At 39.5% G+C, this 18,152-nt stretch carries 21 protein-coding genes and 1 tRNA gene; 3 read left to right on the top strand and 19 right to left on the bottom strand.

Annotation, left to right across the window (positions count from 1 at the left end; genetic code table 11):
• Positions 1 to 93: 93 nt before the first annotated feature.
• Positions 94 to 164, top strand: a tRNA-Cys gene (locus tag N8O43_RS07845).
• 197 nt (positions 165 to 361) lie between these two features.
• On the opposite strand, the gene N8O43_RS07840 is transcribed toward N8O43_RS07845, so the two are convergent.
• The 11 genes from N8O43_RS07840 to N8O43_RS07790 all read right to left on the bottom strand — a co-directional run bounded on the left by N8O43_RS07840 (position 362) and on the right by N8O43_RS07790 (position 9,285).
• Positions 362 to 1,693, bottom strand: a complete 1,332-nt coding sequence (locus N8O43_RS07840) for a hemolysin family protein (RefSeq protein ID WP_261090000.1) — start codon at positions 1,691 to 1,693, stop codon at positions 362 to 364.
• Between the two features lie 267 nt (positions 1,694 to 1,960).
• Positions 1,961 to 2,785, bottom strand: a complete 825-nt coding sequence (gene endA, locus N8O43_RS07835) for a DNA-entry nuclease EndA (protein ID WP_078237947.1) — start codon at positions 2,783 to 2,785, stop codon at positions 1,961 to 1,963.
• Positions 2,786 to 2,823: 38 nt separating this feature from the next.
• Entirely contained in the window at positions 2,824 to 3,012 is a 189-nt protein-coding gene (locus N8O43_RS07830; protein ID WP_004241151.1) for a DNA-directed RNA polymerase subunit beta, read from the bottom strand.
• Positions 3,005 to 4,288 carry a UDP-N-acetylglucosamine 1-carboxyvinyltransferase gene (murA, locus tag N8O43_RS07825; RefSeq protein ID WP_261090001.1) on the bottom strand — a complete coding sequence of 428 codons (1,284 nt, stop codon included), beginning with the start codon at positions 4,286 to 4,288 and terminating at the stop codon, positions 3,005 to 3,007. Before murA ends, N8O43_RS07830 begins: the two co-directional genes overlap by 8 nt.
• Before the next feature lie 23 nt (positions 4,289 to 4,311).
• A complete protein-coding gene (locus N8O43_RS07820) occupies positions 4,312 to 4,542 on the bottom strand; it encodes a DUF1146 family protein (RefSeq protein WP_261090002.1) in 231 nt (76 codons plus the stop codon).
• A gap of 57 nt (positions 4,543 to 4,599) precedes the next feature.
• Positions 4,600 to 5,637: a SepM family pheromone-processing serine protease gene (locus N8O43_RS07815; protein ID WP_261090003.1), complete on the bottom strand. Its 1,038-nt coding sequence runs from the start codon at positions 5,635 to 5,637 to the stop codon at positions 4,600 to 4,602.
• On the bottom strand, positions 5,621 to 6,109 hold the full coding sequence (coaD, locus tag N8O43_RS07810; RefSeq protein ID WP_261090004.1) for a pantetheine-phosphate adenylyltransferase: 489 nt from the start codon (positions 6,107 to 6,109) through the stop codon (positions 5,621 to 5,623). The genes N8O43_RS07815 and coaD overlap by 17 nt, the downstream gene beginning before the upstream one ends.
• Positions 6,099 to 6,638, bottom strand: a complete 540-nt coding sequence (gene rsmD / locus N8O43_RS07805) for a 16S rRNA (guanine(966)-N(2))-methyltransferase RsmD (protein WP_261090005.1) — start codon at positions 6,636 to 6,638, stop codon at positions 6,099 to 6,101. The genes coaD and rsmD overlap by 11 nt, the downstream gene beginning before the upstream one ends.
• Before the next feature lie 64 nt (positions 6,639 to 6,702).
• Positions 6,703 to 7,695 carry an aspartate--ammonia ligase gene (gene asnA, locus N8O43_RS07800; protein WP_000748003.1) on the bottom strand — a complete coding sequence of 331 codons (993 nt, stop codon included), beginning with the start codon at positions 7,693 to 7,695 and terminating at the stop codon, positions 6,703 to 6,705.
• Positions 7,696 to 7,806: 111 nt separating this feature from the next.
• Positions 7,807 to 8,490 carry a Bax inhibitor-1/YccA family protein gene (locus N8O43_RS07795; protein ID WP_001016909.1) on the bottom strand — a complete coding sequence of 228 codons (684 nt, stop codon included), beginning with the start codon at positions 8,488 to 8,490 and terminating at the stop codon, positions 7,807 to 7,809.
• A 54-nt stretch (positions 8,491 to 8,544) separates the two neighbouring features.
• Entirely contained in the window at positions 8,545 to 9,285 is a 741-nt protein-coding gene (locus N8O43_RS07790; protein WP_261090006.1) for a TrmH family RNA methyltransferase, read from the bottom strand.
• A gap of 33 nt (positions 9,286 to 9,318) precedes the next feature.
• Between N8O43_RS07790 and N8O43_RS07785 the strand changes: the two genes are divergently transcribed.
• Complete coding sequence (locus N8O43_RS07785; RefSeq protein WP_261090007.1) at positions 9,319 to 9,597, top strand: acylphosphatase; 279 nt, start codon at positions 9,319 to 9,321, stop codon at positions 9,595 to 9,597.
• A gap of 77 nt (positions 9,598 to 9,674) precedes the next feature.
• Entirely contained in the window at positions 9,675 to 10,601 is a 927-nt protein-coding gene (gene yidC, locus N8O43_RS07780) for a membrane protein insertase YidC (protein WP_049551841.1), read from the top strand.
• Positions 10,602 to 10,764: 163 nt separating this feature from the next.
• Here the strand turns inward: yidC and N8O43_RS07775 are convergent, their stop codons facing one another.
• From N8O43_RS07775 to purR, 8 genes are all read right to left on the bottom strand, one after another.
• Positions 10,765 to 11,853: a sensor histidine kinase gene (locus N8O43_RS07775; protein ID WP_261090010.1), complete on the bottom strand. Its 1,089-nt coding sequence runs from the start codon at positions 11,851 to 11,853 to the stop codon at positions 10,765 to 10,767.
• Entirely contained in the window at positions 11,823 to 12,509 is a 687-nt protein-coding gene (locus N8O43_RS07770) for a response regulator transcription factor (protein WP_000323581.1), read from the bottom strand. The genes N8O43_RS07775 and N8O43_RS07770 overlap by 31 nt, the downstream gene beginning before the upstream one ends.
• 61 nt (positions 12,510 to 12,570) lie before the next feature.
• Positions 12,571 to 13,290: an ABC transporter permease gene (locus N8O43_RS07765; RefSeq protein WP_261090011.1), complete on the bottom strand. Its 720-nt coding sequence runs from the start codon at positions 13,288 to 13,290 to the stop codon at positions 12,571 to 12,573.
• Between the two features lies 1 nt (position 13,291).
• Positions 13,292 to 14,077 (bottom strand): ABC transporter permease, encoded by a 786-nt coding sequence (locus N8O43_RS07760; protein WP_261090012.1) that lies wholly within the window; start codon positions 14,075 to 14,077, stop codon positions 13,292 to 13,294.
• A 1-nt stretch (position 14,078) separates the two neighbouring features.
• Entirely contained in the window at positions 14,079 to 14,789 is a 711-nt protein-coding gene (locus N8O43_RS07755; RefSeq protein ID WP_049551412.1) for an ABC transporter ATP-binding protein, read from the bottom strand.
• Between the two features lie 273 nt (positions 14,790 to 15,062).
• A complete protein-coding gene (gene pflA / locus N8O43_RS07750) occupies positions 15,063 to 15,857 on the bottom strand; it encodes a pyruvate formate-lyase-activating protein (RefSeq protein WP_078237940.1) in 795 nt (264 codons plus the stop codon).
• Between the two features lie 125 nt (positions 15,858 to 15,982).
• Complete coding sequence (locus N8O43_RS07745) at positions 15,983 to 17,233, bottom strand: diaminopimelate decarboxylase (protein WP_261090013.1); 1,251 nt, start codon at positions 17,231 to 17,233, stop codon at positions 15,983 to 15,985.
• 66 nt (positions 17,234 to 17,299) lie between these two features.
• Positions 17,300 to 18,127, bottom strand: coding sequence for a pur operon repressor (gene purR, locus N8O43_RS07740; RefSeq protein ID WP_004238844.1), 828 nt, complete (start codon positions 18,125 to 18,127; stop codon positions 17,300 to 17,302).
• Between the last annotated feature and the right edge of the window lie 25 nt (positions 18,128 to 18,152).

Below are 18,152 nucleotides of genomic sequence, written 5' to 3'. Positions count from 1 at the left end.
ACGAATTTTCAGAATATTTAGGCTTATTGACACAAAAAATCTGAAAAAGCTATTGACTGAAAATCATTTTCAAGGTATAATAATAAACGTTAAGGCGGTATAGCCAAGTGGTAAGGCACGGCTCTGCAAAAGCTTGATCGTCGGTTCAAATCCGTCTACCGCCTTCTATAACTTGATTTATCAGGTTTCACATGAACAGAAAGCCCAATTTGAAGGGCTTTTTTCTTTTTCTTTGGATAAATAAGGATAGATTTAGAAAAGTTTTGGGGCGGATTTGGGGACTGAGTTTTTCGAGGATACTATTCCCTTTTAAAATCAACTGAAAAAAGCTTTGTCACGCATGATGACAAAAGCCTCTAGTTTACTCTGTTTCTTCTTCTATTTCAACTTCGGTAATTTGGACTTTTACCTTGGTAACACGTCCATTTTTCACTTTATCATTGGTTAGGATAAGCTGTTTGTTTTGGCTTACCAACTCATAGCTGAGCTTTTCAGTCGTTGGAATGGTCCCCACTCCTGTCAAATAGTAACCAGCGATGGTATCAACGTCATCACTTTCCAGTTCAACATCAAAGTAGTCATTAAAATCATTGAGATTCATGGTACCTTGAACAATATAAGTATCTTCTCCAATTTTATGAACTTCGATTTCAGCCTTATCTGTTTCGTCATCGATTTCCCCAACGATTTCCTCTAAGAGGTCTTCAAGTGTCACCAAACCAGCCATTCCACCGTATTCATCTAACAAAATCGCCATTTGTCTTTGGGTATTGCGTAATTCTTTTAACAAGTCATCCACAAAAATAGTTTCAGGAACAAAAAGAGGATCTTGTAAGATTTTCTTCCAAACAATATTGTCAAAACCGTCCACAAAGCCCGTATTAAGGAGACTCTTGGTATGAATAATCCCAATCACATTGTCCTTATCCCCATCATAGACAGGGATACGAGAATAATTTTGTTTTAAAATACTTTGGATGATGGTTTGACTATCATCCTGAATATCTACCATAAAGGCATCCGTTCGAGGAACCATGACTTCTCTGGCCATTAATTCGTCCAGTGAAAAGATTCCTTGTAACATTTCAATTTCGTCAGCATCTAGTGTTTCTTCACTATTTGTCAACATGTACTCAATTTCATCACGGGTCATTTTTTCATCAGCATCGTCAAAGGTCATAGGAGTCAAGCGACTCAAGAGATTGGTAGATGCAGACAAGAGCCAAACAAAGGGACTAACTAGTTTCCCAAGCCCAATGATAACTGGCGCTGTACGAATCGCCAAGGCATCCTTTAGATTAAGAGCGATTCTTTTAGGATACAATTCCCCAAAAACGATGGAAATATAAGTCAAAAATGCTAAAGATAGAAAACTTGCAACGGCATAAGATGTTTCACCATTTCCAAGCCAAGATGCAATTTCTCGTCCCAGAGTGTCTGCCAAACTCGCCCCTGATAAGATCGTAATCAGGGTAATCCCTACTTGAATGGTTGATAAAAAGTGGTTAGGATTTTCTAGTACCTTCAGCAGACGGATATAGCGTCTATCTCCTTCTTCTGCCTTTTGTTCAACCCGCGCACGGTTAAGTGAAACCATGGCCATTTCTGTGGCTGAGAAAAAAGCATTTAACACTGTCAAGATAAACAATAAAACAAATTGTAGCAACAAATTCTGACTACTTGGGTCTTCCATAGTTCTTCTCCTAAAATAGTATCTTACCCTCTATTATATCACAAAATATAGTCCAGTACATATTATTTTTTCTCATACTCTTCGAAATTCACTTTAAACCACGTCAGCTTCATCTGCAACTTCAAAGCTGTGCTTTGAGCAACCTGTGGCTAGCTTCCTAGTTTGCAATTTGATTTTCATTGAGTATCATTGTATATTGTAGCCCTGCTTAAACTAGTAAAAAAGAACTCCTATATCCACAAGTGACATAGGAGTTTATGTTATCTTTTACTGAGTTACCGTTACTTCTCCAGTTCGGTAATCCAGTTGAAGTCCCTTTTGAACATTGGGAACTAGGACATTAAATTCCAATTCTCCGTCTGAAGACTTGGCTTCAATCTGTGAAGCTGAAGGAACTAAATCCTCGTTTGAAGCATAATAAAGAGTTACACGGTAACGGACACGCTTGTTTTGGTCCAAGGCCTTACGTACCATGCTTTCATAGTAGTTTTGACCAGTCGAATCCTCGGCTTGAGCCTGATTTGCCCAGGCTGTTTGAACAGCAATGTTTTTAGGATTGCTTGTCGAGGCATCAAAACCATCCAAGCCACCGATTAAGGCATAGCCTAACAAGTGACCTCTATCGACCGCATGGGTATAAGACCCCTTTAGATTCTTAACCTGATGCCAGCCTGGAGGAGTCCATGAAGTCGAACCATTCCCAGTTTCTTCACGATTCTTGTACTGGCGAGTAGCCTTAGACAAGAGGGCATTAGCTACGGTTGGCACTGTTTCCTTGCCCACTGTCTTTGTTTTATTATCAGCGTAAGGTTTACTTGAAACCTTGGCATCTAGATTTGTTTTATTACCATTGACGATAAAAGCACCTGAGCCATTCCACTCAAGACTCCCTTTTATTTGGCTTTTGACTGCATCTGTTAAGACACTTTCTGCCAACTCTTGACTAGGAGCTTCAGACGCTTGTTTTTTCTGACTAAGTTTGGTTTTAGGACTATTAGATGTCGACTGCATCTGCTTGATATAATAGCTTCCCGCAGATAAGAGTAATAACACTAGCAGTCCGATCAGTGTCTGTCTTGTTTTTTTATCCATTTTTCTCCTTATCTCTAGAAAAAGACTGGTTCTCCAGCCTAATTTCCTGTAAATTTATGAATCAATTCCTGCCATTTTGCTGGAGACAGGATAGCCCATGGATCTTGACCCTTGCCCAAGATTCCATAACCTACCATTAAGCCGATACCTAGGGCTAGAGCACCTAAAAACAGTACCAAAATGACTAGAAGTAAACGCTTGATTACGTAGCTTGATTTCTTATTCATCTTCATCACTTGCCTCAATCCGCTGAATCTTAGCACCTAGCTGTGCCAACTTCTCATGAAAACGGTAGTAACCTCTATCCAAGTGAACCAATTTACCAACTACAGTTTCTCCTTGTGCTACCAAACCTGTCAAAATCAAGGCTGCGCTGGCACGAAGGTCAGTCGAAAGAACTTCTGCCCCCTGCAAAGCTTGTCCACCAACAATACGAGCTGTATCACGGATAATCTCAGAATGCAAGCCCATGCGACGCATTTCTTCTAAGTGCTGGAAACGATTTTCAAAAACTGTCTCCACCATAGTTGATTCGCCTTTTGCGACGGTCATCAAGGCTGTAAATTGGGCCTGCATATCTGTTGGAAATCCTGGGTGGGGCAAGGTTTTTACATGAACAGCTTTTAGATTTTCTAGTTGAGAGCGAACTCGAATTCCTTCAGTCTCCTCTGTCACTTCCACTCCCATTTCAAGCAATTTGGCAATCAAGGGACGGTTGTGCTCCCAGACAGCGTCTTTAATCAAGATATCACCACCAGTCATGGCAGCAGCTACCATAAAGGTTCCTGCTTCGATACGGTCTTGGACTACATTGTGAGTCGTACCATGAAGTTTCTCAACACCGGTAATGGTAATGGTCTCTGTACCAGCACCCTTAACCTTGGCTCCCATTTCATTGAGGAGAATGGCTAGGTCAACAATCTCAGGCTCACGCGCAGCATTTTCAATCACTGTCACCCCATCAGCCAGAGTCGCTGCCATCATCAAGTTCTGAGTAGCACCAACACTTGGGAAATCCATATAGATATGAGCTCCATGTAAGCGATCAGCCTTGGCTTCGATATAACCAGCTGTCTGACTGATCTTAGCCCCCATAGCTTCTAGACCTTTCAAATGAAGATCAATAGGGCGGCTACCAATCGTACAACCACCTGGCATGGATACCTTAGCATGACCTACACGGGCAAGAATTGGTCCCAAGACAACGATAGATGCACGCATCTTGCTGACATACTTGTAAGGAGCTTCCTCAGTGATATCGCCAGTCGCGTCCACCTCTACAAGGTGAGACTCCTCATCAAAATCCACCTTGGCATTCAAACCACGAACCACCTGATTCATAGTGAAAACATCTGACAAAATCGGAACATTCTGCAAGACGGTCTTTCCTTCACTTGCTAGAATAGTTGCTGCCAACAAGGGTAAGACTGCATTCTTTGCTCCTTCAATCGTAACACTTCCTACCAGATGATTATCGCCACCTTGAACCACAATTTTTTCCATACTTACTTCCTTTACTCTTGATTTTATAATAATCCTCTAAGCGCTTCTTGCCACAACTGATATAGGCTGATAAAGAAAGAACTCAAGATATAGCCCATTACAATGCTGAAAAAAGCTACTAGTAAACGAACTTTTCCTGTATTCTCAGTTGTCACTTTTAAAATCTTTTCCCATCTAACAAGATCCTTTAAAAGGTAAAAACTCACATAAATAAAGAGCATGTGACTGCTTAGAGTGAATAATAATTGAACCATTTGACTATTATACCATCTTCTCTGTTTGTGCGCTAGTTTGGAAACTTCACTTAAAAACTAGGAATTGTTTTTCAAGTAATCAATTGCATCTTGTAGGGTTTTAACAGGCACGATTTTCATATCTGTCTTGATTGTTTTGGCTGCTTCTAGGGCTGTTTGGTAGTTGTTTTTAGCATCAGGATGCGCTTTTTGTTCTTCTTCGCTAACAGGGTTATCAGGGGCAAAGAAAATCGCGGCACCTTCTCTAGCCGAAGCTACAACTTTTTTATCAATACCTCCAATATCCCCCACATTACCATCACGGTCAATGGTACCTGTACCGGCAACGATACGGCCATTTCGAAGACCAGGGTCAGCTATTTGGGTATAGATGGCCAGACTAAACATGAGACCTGCACTTGGACCACCGATACCAGCTGTTGAAAAGCGAATTGGGACATCACTGGTCACTTCCGTACGATCAATCAAACCGATTCCAATCCCATTTTTGCCATTTTCCAAGGTGATAATCTTACCTTCTGCAGACTTGGTTTTCCCATCCTCTTCATAGGTAACCTTGACGGAGTCCCCTAATTTTTGAGAATTGACATAATCAATCAAGTCTTTGGAACTGTCAAAGGTCTGATCATTGACTGCGGTAACTGTATCAGAGATGTTAAGAATCCCTTTAAAGGTCGAATTATCTGTCACAGTCAAAACATAAACCCCAAGGTATTTGAGTTCGATATCTTTACCAGCTGTTTTTAGCCCTTGATATTTGGCCATATTTTGCGATGTTTGCATGTAGAAGTGATTAATCCGCATAAATTCAACATCGGAAGAACCACCTGTAGTCTCTTGGGCACTACGAATATCTGTAAAAGGCGTCAACCAAGCATAAATCATATGGGCTAAAGTGGCATGTTGGACACCAACCGTAACGAATTGATAGGCACCAGCTTCCTTATCTTCTGTGTCATTGACTTTAAGGACTTGGCGAATATCTTCAGAACCACCTGGAACCTCTATATAATAGGGCAAGGGCACTACAAATGCCAAGAAAGTCACAATTAAGGCCGCAATGACATATAAGGGCCATCTAATCTTTTTTTTCATTTCTTATTTCCTCCAAAATACTCTCGGGAACATAGCAAGCAATATCCTGACTAAATTTCAAAAGCTCTCTAACGCCTGATGAACTGAGATAGAGATGTTCAGGTCGACTATGTAAATATATAGTCTCTATATCAGGAGACAGCTGATGGTTGTAGTAATCAAAACTGGCTTCATATTGCAAATCCGCTGCATTCCTCAAACCACGCACTAGACAAGTAGCCCCCAGTCTTTTTGCGACATCAACCACCAATTCATCATGAGAAGACACAACTTCAACATTTTCCAAATGTTTCAAAGCCTTTTCTAACCCCCGTTTACGATTTTCGATAGGAAGAAATCCTTGTTTGTGGGGATTAAAAAAAATACCGACATAGAGCTTATCAAAGAGTCTGCTCGCCCGTTCAATGATATCCAGATGCCCATTTGTCATCGGATCAAATGAGCCTGTGAATAATCCAATCTTATCTGACATAGACTGTCACCTTACTAATTCCATAAATCTTTTCCTTCCATATGCCCAGGCAGGCAATTTCTTCTGGAAGTTCAACGGCCTTATCCGTCTCACACACGACCATGACATCTTCAGAAAAAAGCTCTCTCTCAGCCATTTTTTCAATATCTGCTACGATTTGTTCCTTGGCATAAGGAGGGTCTAAGAAAATGAGGTCAAATTCCCCAGGTACCTGTTCCAATGCCCTTTCTGCATCCATCTTGAGGAGTTGAAATTTTCCAACTTCCTTAGTCATCTGAATATTTTCAGCAATAATGGTCTGAGCCTTACGGTCTCGCTCTACCAAAACAGCGCTGTACATGCCACGCGATACTGCTTCGATAGATAAACCACCACTACCTGCATACAGGTCCAAGACTCGTCCACCTTCAAAGTAGGGACCAATCATGTTAAAAATAGCTCCCCTAACCTTATCCGAAGTTGGTCTTGTCGTCTTGCCTTCTAGTGTCTTGAGGGGACGTCCCCCATAGATTCCTGATACGATTTTCATACCGTTTATTATACCAAATTATGGGCGAAAAGAGAAAGAAAACCGAACCTTGCGGTTCGATTCTCTATAAAATATTTTCGTAAGTATCGCGGACTTCTTGAGGCCAAACACTTGTTTGCACTTCTCCGATGTGTTTCTTGCGAAGTAGGAACATAGCCATCCGAGATTGTCCAATTCCCCCACCGATTGTCAATGGGAATAGGCCGTTCAACAAAGCCTTGTGCCATTCCAATTCCAAACGGTCTTCATCACCTGTGATGGCAACCTGACGGCGAAGCGTTTCTTCATCTACACGGATTCCCATAGAAGACAACTCAAAGGCTCCACCTAAAGACTCATTCCAGACAAGAATATCTCCATTCAGACCCTTGTAGCCATTTTCAGATTCGCTTGTCCAGTCATCGTAGTCTGGTGCACGTCCATCGTGCGGTTTACCGTCTGGTAATTCACCACCGATACCGATCAAGAAGACTGCTCCAAATTCTTTACAAATAGCATTTTCACGTTCTTTCGGTGTCAAGTCTGGGTAGCGTTCTACCAACTCTTCTGTGTGGATAAAGGTGATTTGTTTTGGCAAGATTGATTCGATGTCATAACGGGCTTCAACAGCTAGCTCTGTCAGGCGAATAGCCTTGTAAATCTTCTCAACTGTTTCTTTTAGATAAGCGATATTGCGTTTACCATTTGGGATAACTTTCTCCCAGTCCCACTGGTCAACATAAACAGAGTGGGTCGCATCCAGCGAATCTTCGTCTGGACGAAGGGCCTTCATGTGAACGAAAAGACCTTCTCCCTCACCGAAACCAAAACGGGCCAAGGTATGGCGTTTCCATTTGGCAAGGGAGTGCACCACTTCATAAGTAGCATCAGGAATTTGGAGAACCTTGACCGATACGGCATTCTCCACACCTGATAAGTTGTCCTGCATCCCGTCTCCGACCCTACTCAAGATAGGACCTTGAACTTCGACAACTTCTAACTTATCTTTCAAATACTGGGTAAAAGTGTTTTTGACAAAGGAAATCTCTTCTTGTTGATGAATAAAACTTTTCTTCATAAACTACTCCTCAAAAAATTAATTAAAAGCATTATACACCTATTTCCAAGAAAAGAAAAGAGCAAATATAAAAAAATCAGTGCTCCTTCGAACACTGATGTTAGGGATCTTCTAGTCATTGCGACCGAAGATACGTAAAATACTTAGGAAAAGATTGATAAAATCAAGATAGATACTAAGAGCCATTGACACAACCCAACCTGTCGCTACACGACCTTGTGATTGCTCATAAGCAAGTCGAATCCTTTGGTTGTCCCAAGCAATCAGCCCAGAGAAGACCAAGACCATGGCTACGCTAATCATATAATCAAAGAAACCACTAGCCAAGAAAATATTGACTATCATAGCAATCAGCAAACCGATGAGAGCTGCCATCATCGCTCGACCAAGACCACTCAAGTCTTTCTTAGTGAACATACCAACTGCCGCCATGACAAAGAAGAGAAGGGCGCTCGATACAAAGGCAGATAAAACTGTACCTGGAGTATAGAAGGCCACCACAAAACTGAGGGTAAAACCGTTTAAAACTGAGTAAAGTAAAAATACTGGAAGAGCAGCTGGACTATTCTTTGAAGCCATACTGCTGGCAACGAAAACCAAGGCCAATTCCGCAAAAGTAGCAATGGTCAACCAGAGGCGTCCCTGCATCAAAAAGTAAACTAACTGAGACTGAAAGACCGTCAACATAAGGCCTGATACCAAAGCAGATAGTCCAATCCCCAGACCAACAAAGGCATAAACCTTAGCATAAAATTGATTGAGACCTGCGCGGTCATGAATAATAGTGTGATTCATCTTTTCTCCTTTTCTATGAACCTCTTTCCTTGATTATAACAAAGAAAGTTAAAATTAGCTTAAATGGAAAATTAAAATACCGGCTGCAACGGCAACATTCAAACTCTCTGCCTTACCCTTCATACTAATGTGAACCAACTGGTCTGCACTTTCAGCCATAAGGGGACTAATTCCTTGACCCTCATTCCCCATAACTAGTACAAAATTTTCTATAGGAACCAGTTCTCTGTAATCAACAGAATCTTTAGATAGGGTTGTTGCCAGCACTGGGATAGCAACCTCTTTGGTTTCCCTAAGAAGCGCTTGACTCGACATCCGGTAAATAGGCAGATGAAAATGACTGCCTTGCATGGAACGTAAGGTCTTGAGACTGTAGATATCTGCCGATTTATCTGAAACAATTACTCCAGTAAAGCCTGCTGCATCCGCAGTTCGAATGATGGTTCCTACATTACCAGGATCTTGCACATCTTCCAAAAACAAGAACTTGCCCTGATTCAAATCAACTTGTTCTACTTCTTCTTTTTGAACCACCGCGACAATTCCCTGTGGAGTCTGAGAATCCGCCAAATCTAGCAAAATATCCTCTGACACCCAGACAGTTTGCGGAAAAGCAGCTAACTGATCTCGGTAATTTTCAAGGGCAAAGATTTTCTCAATCGTCACTCCAGCTTGAACAGCTTCTTCAAACAAGTGCCAGCCTTCAATCAGATAAACAGACTTGCGGTATTTTTTTTGGTGTAATTTCTTGGCATTTTTTACCACAGAATTGGCTTTTGAGGTTATAATAGTCATAGAAATATTATAACACAATCAAAGGGGTTTGGTATGCAAAAGGTTAGAATGATTGCCCAAGGTAGGGTGCAGGGAGTCGGCTTTCGTTGGGGTGTTTATAGCCTGGCACTTCAAATTGGTGGCATCACAGGTCGAGTATGGAATAACGACGATGGCACAGTGGAAATTTTAGCCCAAGCAGACTCATCTGCTATCATGGCAAAATTTATCCAAGAAATCCGCAAAGGACCAACACCTTTTTCAAAAGTCAGCTACTTAGATGTCAAACTGAGCAACTTTCCTCCTTACCCTGACTTTAAAATCGCAAATTAGGTCTCTAGAACTATTGTATATTTTGTAAAAAAACAGTAGAATAGAAAGGTATAATTTTTAAAGAAGGAATAAAAACAGTGAAATCTATTAAACGTTTTGCACTCTCAGCTATGGGAGTGGCTATGTTGCTAGTCTTAACTGGCTGTGTCAATGTCGATAAAGCCACAGGCCAGCCAACAGGATTTATTTGGAATACTATCGGAGCGCCTATGGCTGAAGCTATCAAGTACTTCGCCAATGACAAGGGACTTGGTTTTGGGGTTGGTATCATCATCGTAACCATTATCGTGCGCTTGATTATCTTGCCACTTGGTATCTACCAATCATGGAAGGCGACGCTTCACTCTGAAAAGATGAACGCCCTCAAGCACGTCCTTGAGCCACACCAAACACGTCTCAAAGAAGCAACTACTCAAGAAGAAAAACTCGAAGCCCAACAAGCTCTCTTTGCTGCTCAAAAAGAGCACGGCATCAGCATGTTTGGTGGTGTAGGATGTTTCCCTATCCTCCTTCAAATGCCTTTCTTCTCAGCTATCTACTTTGCTGCCCAACATACTGAAGGTGTTGCTCAAGCAAGCTACCTAGGAATTCCTCTAGGTTCTCCAAGTATGATTTTGGTTGCCTTCGCTGGTATTCTTTATTATCTTCAATCACTCCTTTCACTTCACGGAGTAGAAGATGAAATGCAAAGAGAACAGATCAAGAAAATGATTTACATGAGCCCACTCATGATCGTCGTCTTCTCCCTCTTCTCACCAGCTAGTGTCACACTTTACTGGGTTGTCGGTGGTTTCATGATGATTCTCCAACAGTTTATCGTCAACTATATCGTTCGTCCAAAACTTCGCAAAAAAGTCCGTGAAGAACTAGCCAAGAACCCACCAAAAGCACGTGCTTTCTCTACACCAAGTGGACGAAAAGACGTTACCCCCGAACAACCAACTGCTATCACAAGCAAGAAAAAACACAAAAATCGCAACGCTGGAAAACAACGTTCGAGATAAAGCTGCGTATATTATCCAATAATTAAAAAAACGAATGAATGATAAATAGTTTTCATCAACTAGATATCATCATTCGTTTTTATTATCTACTGTTACATCCTATACTAATCGAAAAAGTTAAATATTCTAAAAACGATTCAATCATAAATTAACAAGTAAATCGCTATGATTTAATACAATTGAGAGTCATTAAAACTTCTGCTCCCTCGTCTCTATTTCTAAGCTCAACTCGGCCTTTGTGTAGTTTTGCAACTCTACATACAAAACTAAGTCCAATACCATAATGTTGCTCTTTATACGATCTAGCTTTATCCATACGATAAAAGAGCTTTCCAAAATTATTTAAAACTTCCTCTGGAAATTCCGAACCATTATTCCATATACCTATTTTCAATTCCTTCCCCTCTTGCTCTACTCTAATTTTAATTTTAGGATTCTGTTTATCGGCGTATTCCAAAGCATTTGTTAAAATATTTTGTATGGCACGAATCAGAAGAGATGGATTTATATAATAGTTTTCAGTTCCTTTCACATTTTGTTCAAAAGAAAACTTCATCTGATTTTTTATCAAAAAAGAGACTTCTTTCTCTAATTCATTGATAAAATCTGAAGAGGAATACTCCGTCCAACCTGTCTCATCATCATAATAGGTTTTAGAATAGTGAATCAATTGATTGAAATAATCTAGTAACTGTTGACTAGCTCTTTCTATATCTGCTAAGCATTCTTGAGATTGGTCGTTTTCAGTTATCGCCTGCAAGAATTCTACATTTCCCCTAATAATGGTTAAGGGTGTCTTTAAATCATGAGAAGCTGCTGAAACCTGAAACATCAAATCTTCTTTCTGTTCTTTCTCATCAATTATTAATTGTCGAATTCTATCTTGCATCATAATAATCCGATTTCCTGTCTCACGAAATTCTTTAACTGTTAAACTTTCTGTACATTCCCTCTCCAACCACATACTATTTTCATAAATCAAAGTCATTTCATAACTCAGTTTTTTCAACAATTTTCCAATGTGATAACTTATTAGAACTATCAATAAAACACAAATATATATCCACGATGACACATTGAAAAAGATTGATAGAACACCACTATTGTTTAAAGGTTTCCCATCTTCGTTTATTTGTATAGATACTGAAGCTAAGGGAATAAGATAGGCCATTAGTAAGCCAAGACTAAACTGCCAAATAATTCTCCAACAGGTTTCTCGAATTAATTGTCTAAAACTTTTGATTCTACCCATTGATATCCTCCACCGTATAAGGTTTTAATTGGATTTAATTGATAAGGTTTCAGCTTTTGACGAATTTGATAAATGTACTCTGAAACCGAACGTAAAAGCGCTTCTGAACTTTGTGGATATAGATAATTATAAATTTCCTCTATAGAGTATATTTTACTTGGGTTGCTTGCCAAAAGATTCACTATGTCAAATTCCCTCCTTGTCAGAGCAATCTTATCATCATTTACAAATAGTTCCTTACTATCCGTATATAGTATAAGCTTCCCAATCTTTATTTGATGAACATTTCCTTTAATCCGTTCTTCACGACGTAAGTGCATTTTAACACGTGCTAACAATTCTTGCATACTAAAGGGCTTCATAATATAATCATCAGCACCCGCATTAATTCCAGCTACTAAATCTTCATCCATATCCTTAGCAGTTATAAAACAGATAGGGACAGTTATCTGCTCGCGAATCATCTGACAGATTTCTAAACCACTAACAGGCATCATAATATCTAATAAAATCAAGTCAAATCCTGTAAAATCACAAAGATCAATCTCTTCTATCTTATTTCGTATGACCACTTCATATTTTTCATATTCTAGTACTTTTTTTATTAGGCGAAGAATAGCAAGATCATCATCTACCACCAAAATTTTATAAGCCATAACTCACCCTCCTGAATATATTATAGCACTAACTGAGAAAAAGACAGGATAACCCCTGTCTTTAGCGTACATTTTTTCCTATAAGTATCAATGTAGCAAATAGAAAAACAATTAATAACCAAACTATTTGTATCCCTAAGCCTTGCCACACTGGATAATAAAGAGACAATGGATAGGTATAAAAACAATTCATACTAGCCAGTAATGGTAAATTTCTAAAAAAAGAACTGAATTGTAATAACATTTGCCCCAACCCCAATAAAAGGGATAAACTGATTCCCAAAATTAAGATAAAAGACTGGGAAATAAATACAAAAATACCACTTAAAAGAGAGAAGGTTAGAATAGAAATACAAGCTGGAAATAGAATTGTTAGAACATGTTTAATATCGCTCAACAGATTGATATTGTAGTATCCTTGGGCAAGTAGTATACATAATGATATTACAGCGACCAATAGGATAATTTCAATACATAATAGAATAGCTAGTTTAGATATTATAAATTTCAAACGGTTTGGACAGGTAAGAAAACTGGTACGAAGGCTAGAACCTGTAAATTCTTGACCTATAAATAGGACCGCTAGACTAATGAAACCTGCCTGTCCTAAATAGAGACTTTGCAGTAGCTGTTCCAAAACAAACTGTAGGGTCAACTGGTCTGGCTTATTATTTAAAAAAATAACTAGCGCTGGAACACACAGTAATAGAGCACCTATAATCAACCAGTGCCAAGGATTCATAATAAACTTGAGATACTCACTTTTAAGTTGCTCTTTCAACTTATTCACCTCCTCCAATATCTGACTTAAGTAATCGGTAGATTGCTAAAGCCAAGAATGAGAAGTTCCAACAAAGTAACAATAAAATATTTTGTAAACTATTATGTTCTAAAATTTGAGGAGATGTAGCAATCAACCCTTGCCCCAATGCAACTGGAAGAAATTTTGCAACCGATATATAGTTTGCTAAGAATGTTCCTAAATTGTAGACTTGGGGAAGCAAAAATAATAGAGGAACAATGGCTGTTTTAAATGTCAAAGCCATAATATAGGCTAGAAGTCCCAACAAGGTCCAAGCTATACTGGCTAAAAATATATAGAACCAAACTGTTCCATTTAGTGAAAAAAGCAATAAGCCATCTTGTCCTAAAACATAATGTGTCATGTTAATCGTAAGGAATATTGATAGAAAGGAAATGAAAAAAGAAAATACAATCCAAACTAATGTTTTTGAAACTAGGAAAGTACTTCGATTTGTAATAGAGAGGAGACTTGTACGAATAGCAGAGCATTTATACTCCTCGGCTCCGTAAATTGAGCCTAGGATAATCATAATAAAAACACCAAATAAAGTGACATCAAAACCTAAAAATTCAATAGGAGGTATAGCTTCTGCTAATTCTGGATTTGTCTCTGGTGTAGCATGAATACCAACTGAAACAATTTGAGAAGCACCAATATTTGCTAAAAATGTTTGAAATACGAGTATCAAGAATAGTACAACATGAGTAGCTCTCCTATAAAGCAATTTCAATATTTCAGAATGAAGAGAGTAAATAAGTGCCATGTCACTTTCCTCCCTCTGTTAAATTAAAGAAGACTTCTTCTAGTGAGGAAAGATTTTTCATCACTTCTTGTAAAGTGCCTTTTATAAGAACTTTTCCTTTATTTATGATAACTACATCATCTGTTACTGCTTCCACTTCCGATAATATATGAGATGATAGCAAGACTGTCTTTCCTTCTTGAGCTTGTTTTTTTATAAACTCTCTAAACCACCGAATTCCTCTTGGATCCAACCCATTAGTCGGTTCATCCAATATCAGATATTGAGGATTGCCTAATAGAGCTGTTGCAATTCCTAATCGTTGTCCTTCTCCTAATGATAATTTCCCAATTTTAGATTTTTTCTTATGGCTAATATCCACCATATCCAAGACTTGTTCAATTCGCTGACTGGATATCCCATTACTAGCAGCAACTATTTTCAAATGTTGATAAACAGTCCGATCATCAGGAGCTCCTACACTGTCAAATGAAGCTCCTACAGTCTTTAGAGGAAATTTTAATTCCTTATAAGTTTGATCTCCAATTTTGGTAAGACCAGATGTTGCTTTGTCTAATCCTAATAAAATACGTAATGTTGAACTTTTACCAGCTCCATTTGGACCTAGGAAAGCAGTCACTCTACCTGCTTTTGCTTCAAAAGAAATATCTTTTAAAATTTGAGTTTGGCCATATGACTTACATAAATTTTTAATAGTAATACTTTGTTCCATAGATGTTCTCCTATTCTATTTAATATTTCTAAAAGTAACTATATCTTACATATTCATTTTCGGATTTTTTTCAGAATTTCAAGAGTCAAAAGATTTAATACTCAATGAAAATCAAAGAGCAAACTAGGAAGCTAGCCGCAAGCTGTACTTGAGTACGGTAAGGCGACGCTGACGTAGTTTGAAGAGATTTTCGAAGAGTATAAAATTTTGTTTTATTTAATTATATATATTTGTGTAAACTTAAAAGCCCGATGTTTCCATCAGGCTTCTTTTTTATCCATGTACACGTTTCATATAGTCTTGATAACTTTCGGTATCCATGAGTTTTTTAGCGTTCTTGACGCGGTCTGCTGTTGGTGGTTTAACCCCTTCGAGGGAATATGGAATTCCCAATTCACGCCATTTGAACTCACCCATAGTGTGATAAGGTAGAATTTCAAACTTATCAACATTTTTGAGGGTCTTAACGAACTTACCAAGTTCAATCAAGTCATCATCTCTGTCTGTCAAACCTGGAACTAGCACATGGCGAATCCAGACAGGTTTTCCAATATCTGATAGATACTGGGCACAGGCCAGGATGTTTTTATTGGTTTGGCTAGTGACAATCTTGTGCTGTTCTTCGTTGATTTCCTTGATATCCAAGAGGACCAAGTCAGTGACAGCCATGAGTTTGTTAAACTTCTCAAGGTAACGTGGTTTATTACGGAAAGGAAGGGCACAGGTATCCAAAGTACAGTGGATTCCGTGTTCTTTGGCCTTGGTAAAGAGGGCAATCAAGAAATCAATCTGCAAGAGGGCTTCTCCTCCACTGACTGTAATCCCACCCTTATTTCCCCAGAAACCACGGTAGCGCAAGGCCTCTGTCAAGACATCATCTACCGTCCGTTCACGTGATTTATTGGACTCCATAGCCCAAGTGTCAGGGTTATGGCAATACTGGCAACGCATGTGACAGCCCTGCAAAAAGACAATAAAGCGAATACCCGGCCCATCTACTGATCCAAAGCTTTCTGTCGAATGCACCATTCCTGTCACTTGTCCATAATCAATTGTTTCTTCAGACATATCGTTACCTTCCTTGAAAACGTTTTATAGTTTTATTATATCACGACTTGAAGGAAAAACAAGATTTTTGCCTATTTTTTAGAAAGCAATCTGTTTTTCAATTTCATTTTCAATTACTTATCATTTTATTCTTCAAAATCAAAGCCATACAAGGTTGCAAAGTAGTCCTCAGGGCGCTCTGCACGGCGGATTTGACGGGCTTTACCTTCTTCGGTATAGAGGATTTCCGCAGAACGAAGTTTGGCGTTGTACTGGTAACCCATTGAAAAACCGTGGGCACCTGTATCATGAATTATCAGCAAATCACCGATTTCTGTATGAGGCAATTCGCGATTCACTGCAAATTTATCATTGTTTTCACAGAGTGAACCGACCACATCTACCACTTCAGCTGGTCCTTCTAGATGTGTCAGATTGGTAATATGGTGGTAGGCTCCGTACATGGCTGGACGCATGAGGTTGACTGCCGATGCATCCACACCTAGATAGGTACGGTAGGTTTTCTTCTTATGGGTAACTCTTGTGACCAAAGCACCGTGAGGTGCTAACATAAAGCGACCCAATTCGGTGAAAATCTTGACTTGACCAAGACCTGCTGGCGTAAGGACCTCTTCATACACCTTACGAACTCCCTCACCAATCAAGGCAATATCATTTGGCTCCTGGTCTGGACGATAGTTGACACCAATACCGCCAGAAAGATTGATAAAGTCTAGCGAAATGCCCAACTTTTCCTTGATTTCAACAGCCAATTCAAAAAGCTGACGAGCCAACTCTGGATAATAGAGATGGGTCACGGTATTGGACGCTAGGAAGGAGTGAATCCCAAAAGTCTTAGCTCCTTTTTCCTTCAATATGGCAAAAGCTTCAAAGAGCTGGTCCTTGGTCATGCCAAACTTGGCTTCTCCAGGATTGTCCATAATATCTGTTCCTAGCTCAAAAACACCTCCAGGATTGTAACGACAAGAAATGATTTCTGGAATGCCTGCTGCTCGCTCCAGGTGTTCAATATCTTCAAAGGCATCCAAGTTAATGGTCGCACCCAATTCACGCGCATAGGCATATTCCTTATCTGGCGTGTTGTTTGAAGAGAACATAATTTCAGAACCAGGGAAATCCAGCTTATGACTCATCAAAAGCTCTACATAACTAGAGCAGTCCACACCACAGCCTTCCTCTTGGAGAATTTTCAAGATAACTGGTGTTGGAGTAGCCTTAACTGCAAAATATTCCTTAAAGCCCTTATTCCACGAAAAGGCTTGGTTGACAGCTCTTGCCTTCTCACGAATTCCCTTCTCATCATACAAGTGAAAGGGAGTCGGGAACTCGGCAACAATCTTTTCTAAGTCTTCTTTATTGATAAATGGTGTTTTCATAAGTTTCCTTCTATTCTATTTGCAAAGAAAGGCTGGGACAATCGTTCCAACCTTTAGTTCTATCTCTTATTTATCTTCGTCAAAGATATTACCAACCTCAACATCGATGGCTTGGTTCTTGACATCAATATTGGTTACCTTCAAGAGTGACTTGTAGTCAAACTGCTTTTCGCGTTCTTCTTGAGCATTATCCGCAAAGACTGCTACACCTGCCAATTCTGAATCAAACTCACGCAAGAGGCTGATCATCCCATTGACAGTTCCGCCACCTTTCAAGAAGTCATCCACAATCAAGACACGGCTGCCTGCCTTGAGACTACGTTTTGAAAGGAACATTTTCTCGATACGGTCACCACTTGAACCGGATACATAGTTGACGCTGACAGTTGAACCTTCGGTAATTTTCAGGTCGCGGCGCACAATAACAAAAGGAACATTGAGGACATTGGCAACTGCATTTGCAAGTGGAACACCCTTAGTCGCTACTGTCATAACCGCATCAATTTTTTGGTCCATAAAGCTCTTGGCAATAATGCGACCAATATTTTTCAAGATAGCTGGTGTGCTAAGCAAATCAGATAGGTAGATGTAGCCACCTGGCAAGATACGGTCACTTTCTGACAACTTGGCACGCAAGTCCTCAACCATTTCCTTGGCATCATGACTTGAGATTGATGGTGTAAAGATGACACCCCCACCAGCCCCAGTAACTGTCTGGATGTGGCCGATTTCGATTTCCTCAAAGGCACGTTTGATAATGACGATATCTTCTGAGATGGATGATTTAGCAGATTCATACTTTTCAGCAAAAGTATTGAGACTAGTTAGTTTATAAGGATTATTAATCAAATAGTTGGAAATGACAACCATCCGATCACTTCTTCTTAATTTCATTTCTATTTCCCATTTCATTTAATTT

It is taken from the genome of Streptococcus mitis, from assembly GCF_946190335.1.
In the GTDB taxonomy this organism is placed as follows: Bacteria; Bacillota; Bacilli; order Lactobacillales; family Streptococcaceae; genus Streptococcus; species Streptococcus mitis_CH.
The sequence above is the reverse complement of the archived record's forward strand: the minus strand, read 5'-3'. Positions and strand labels throughout refer to the sequence as shown.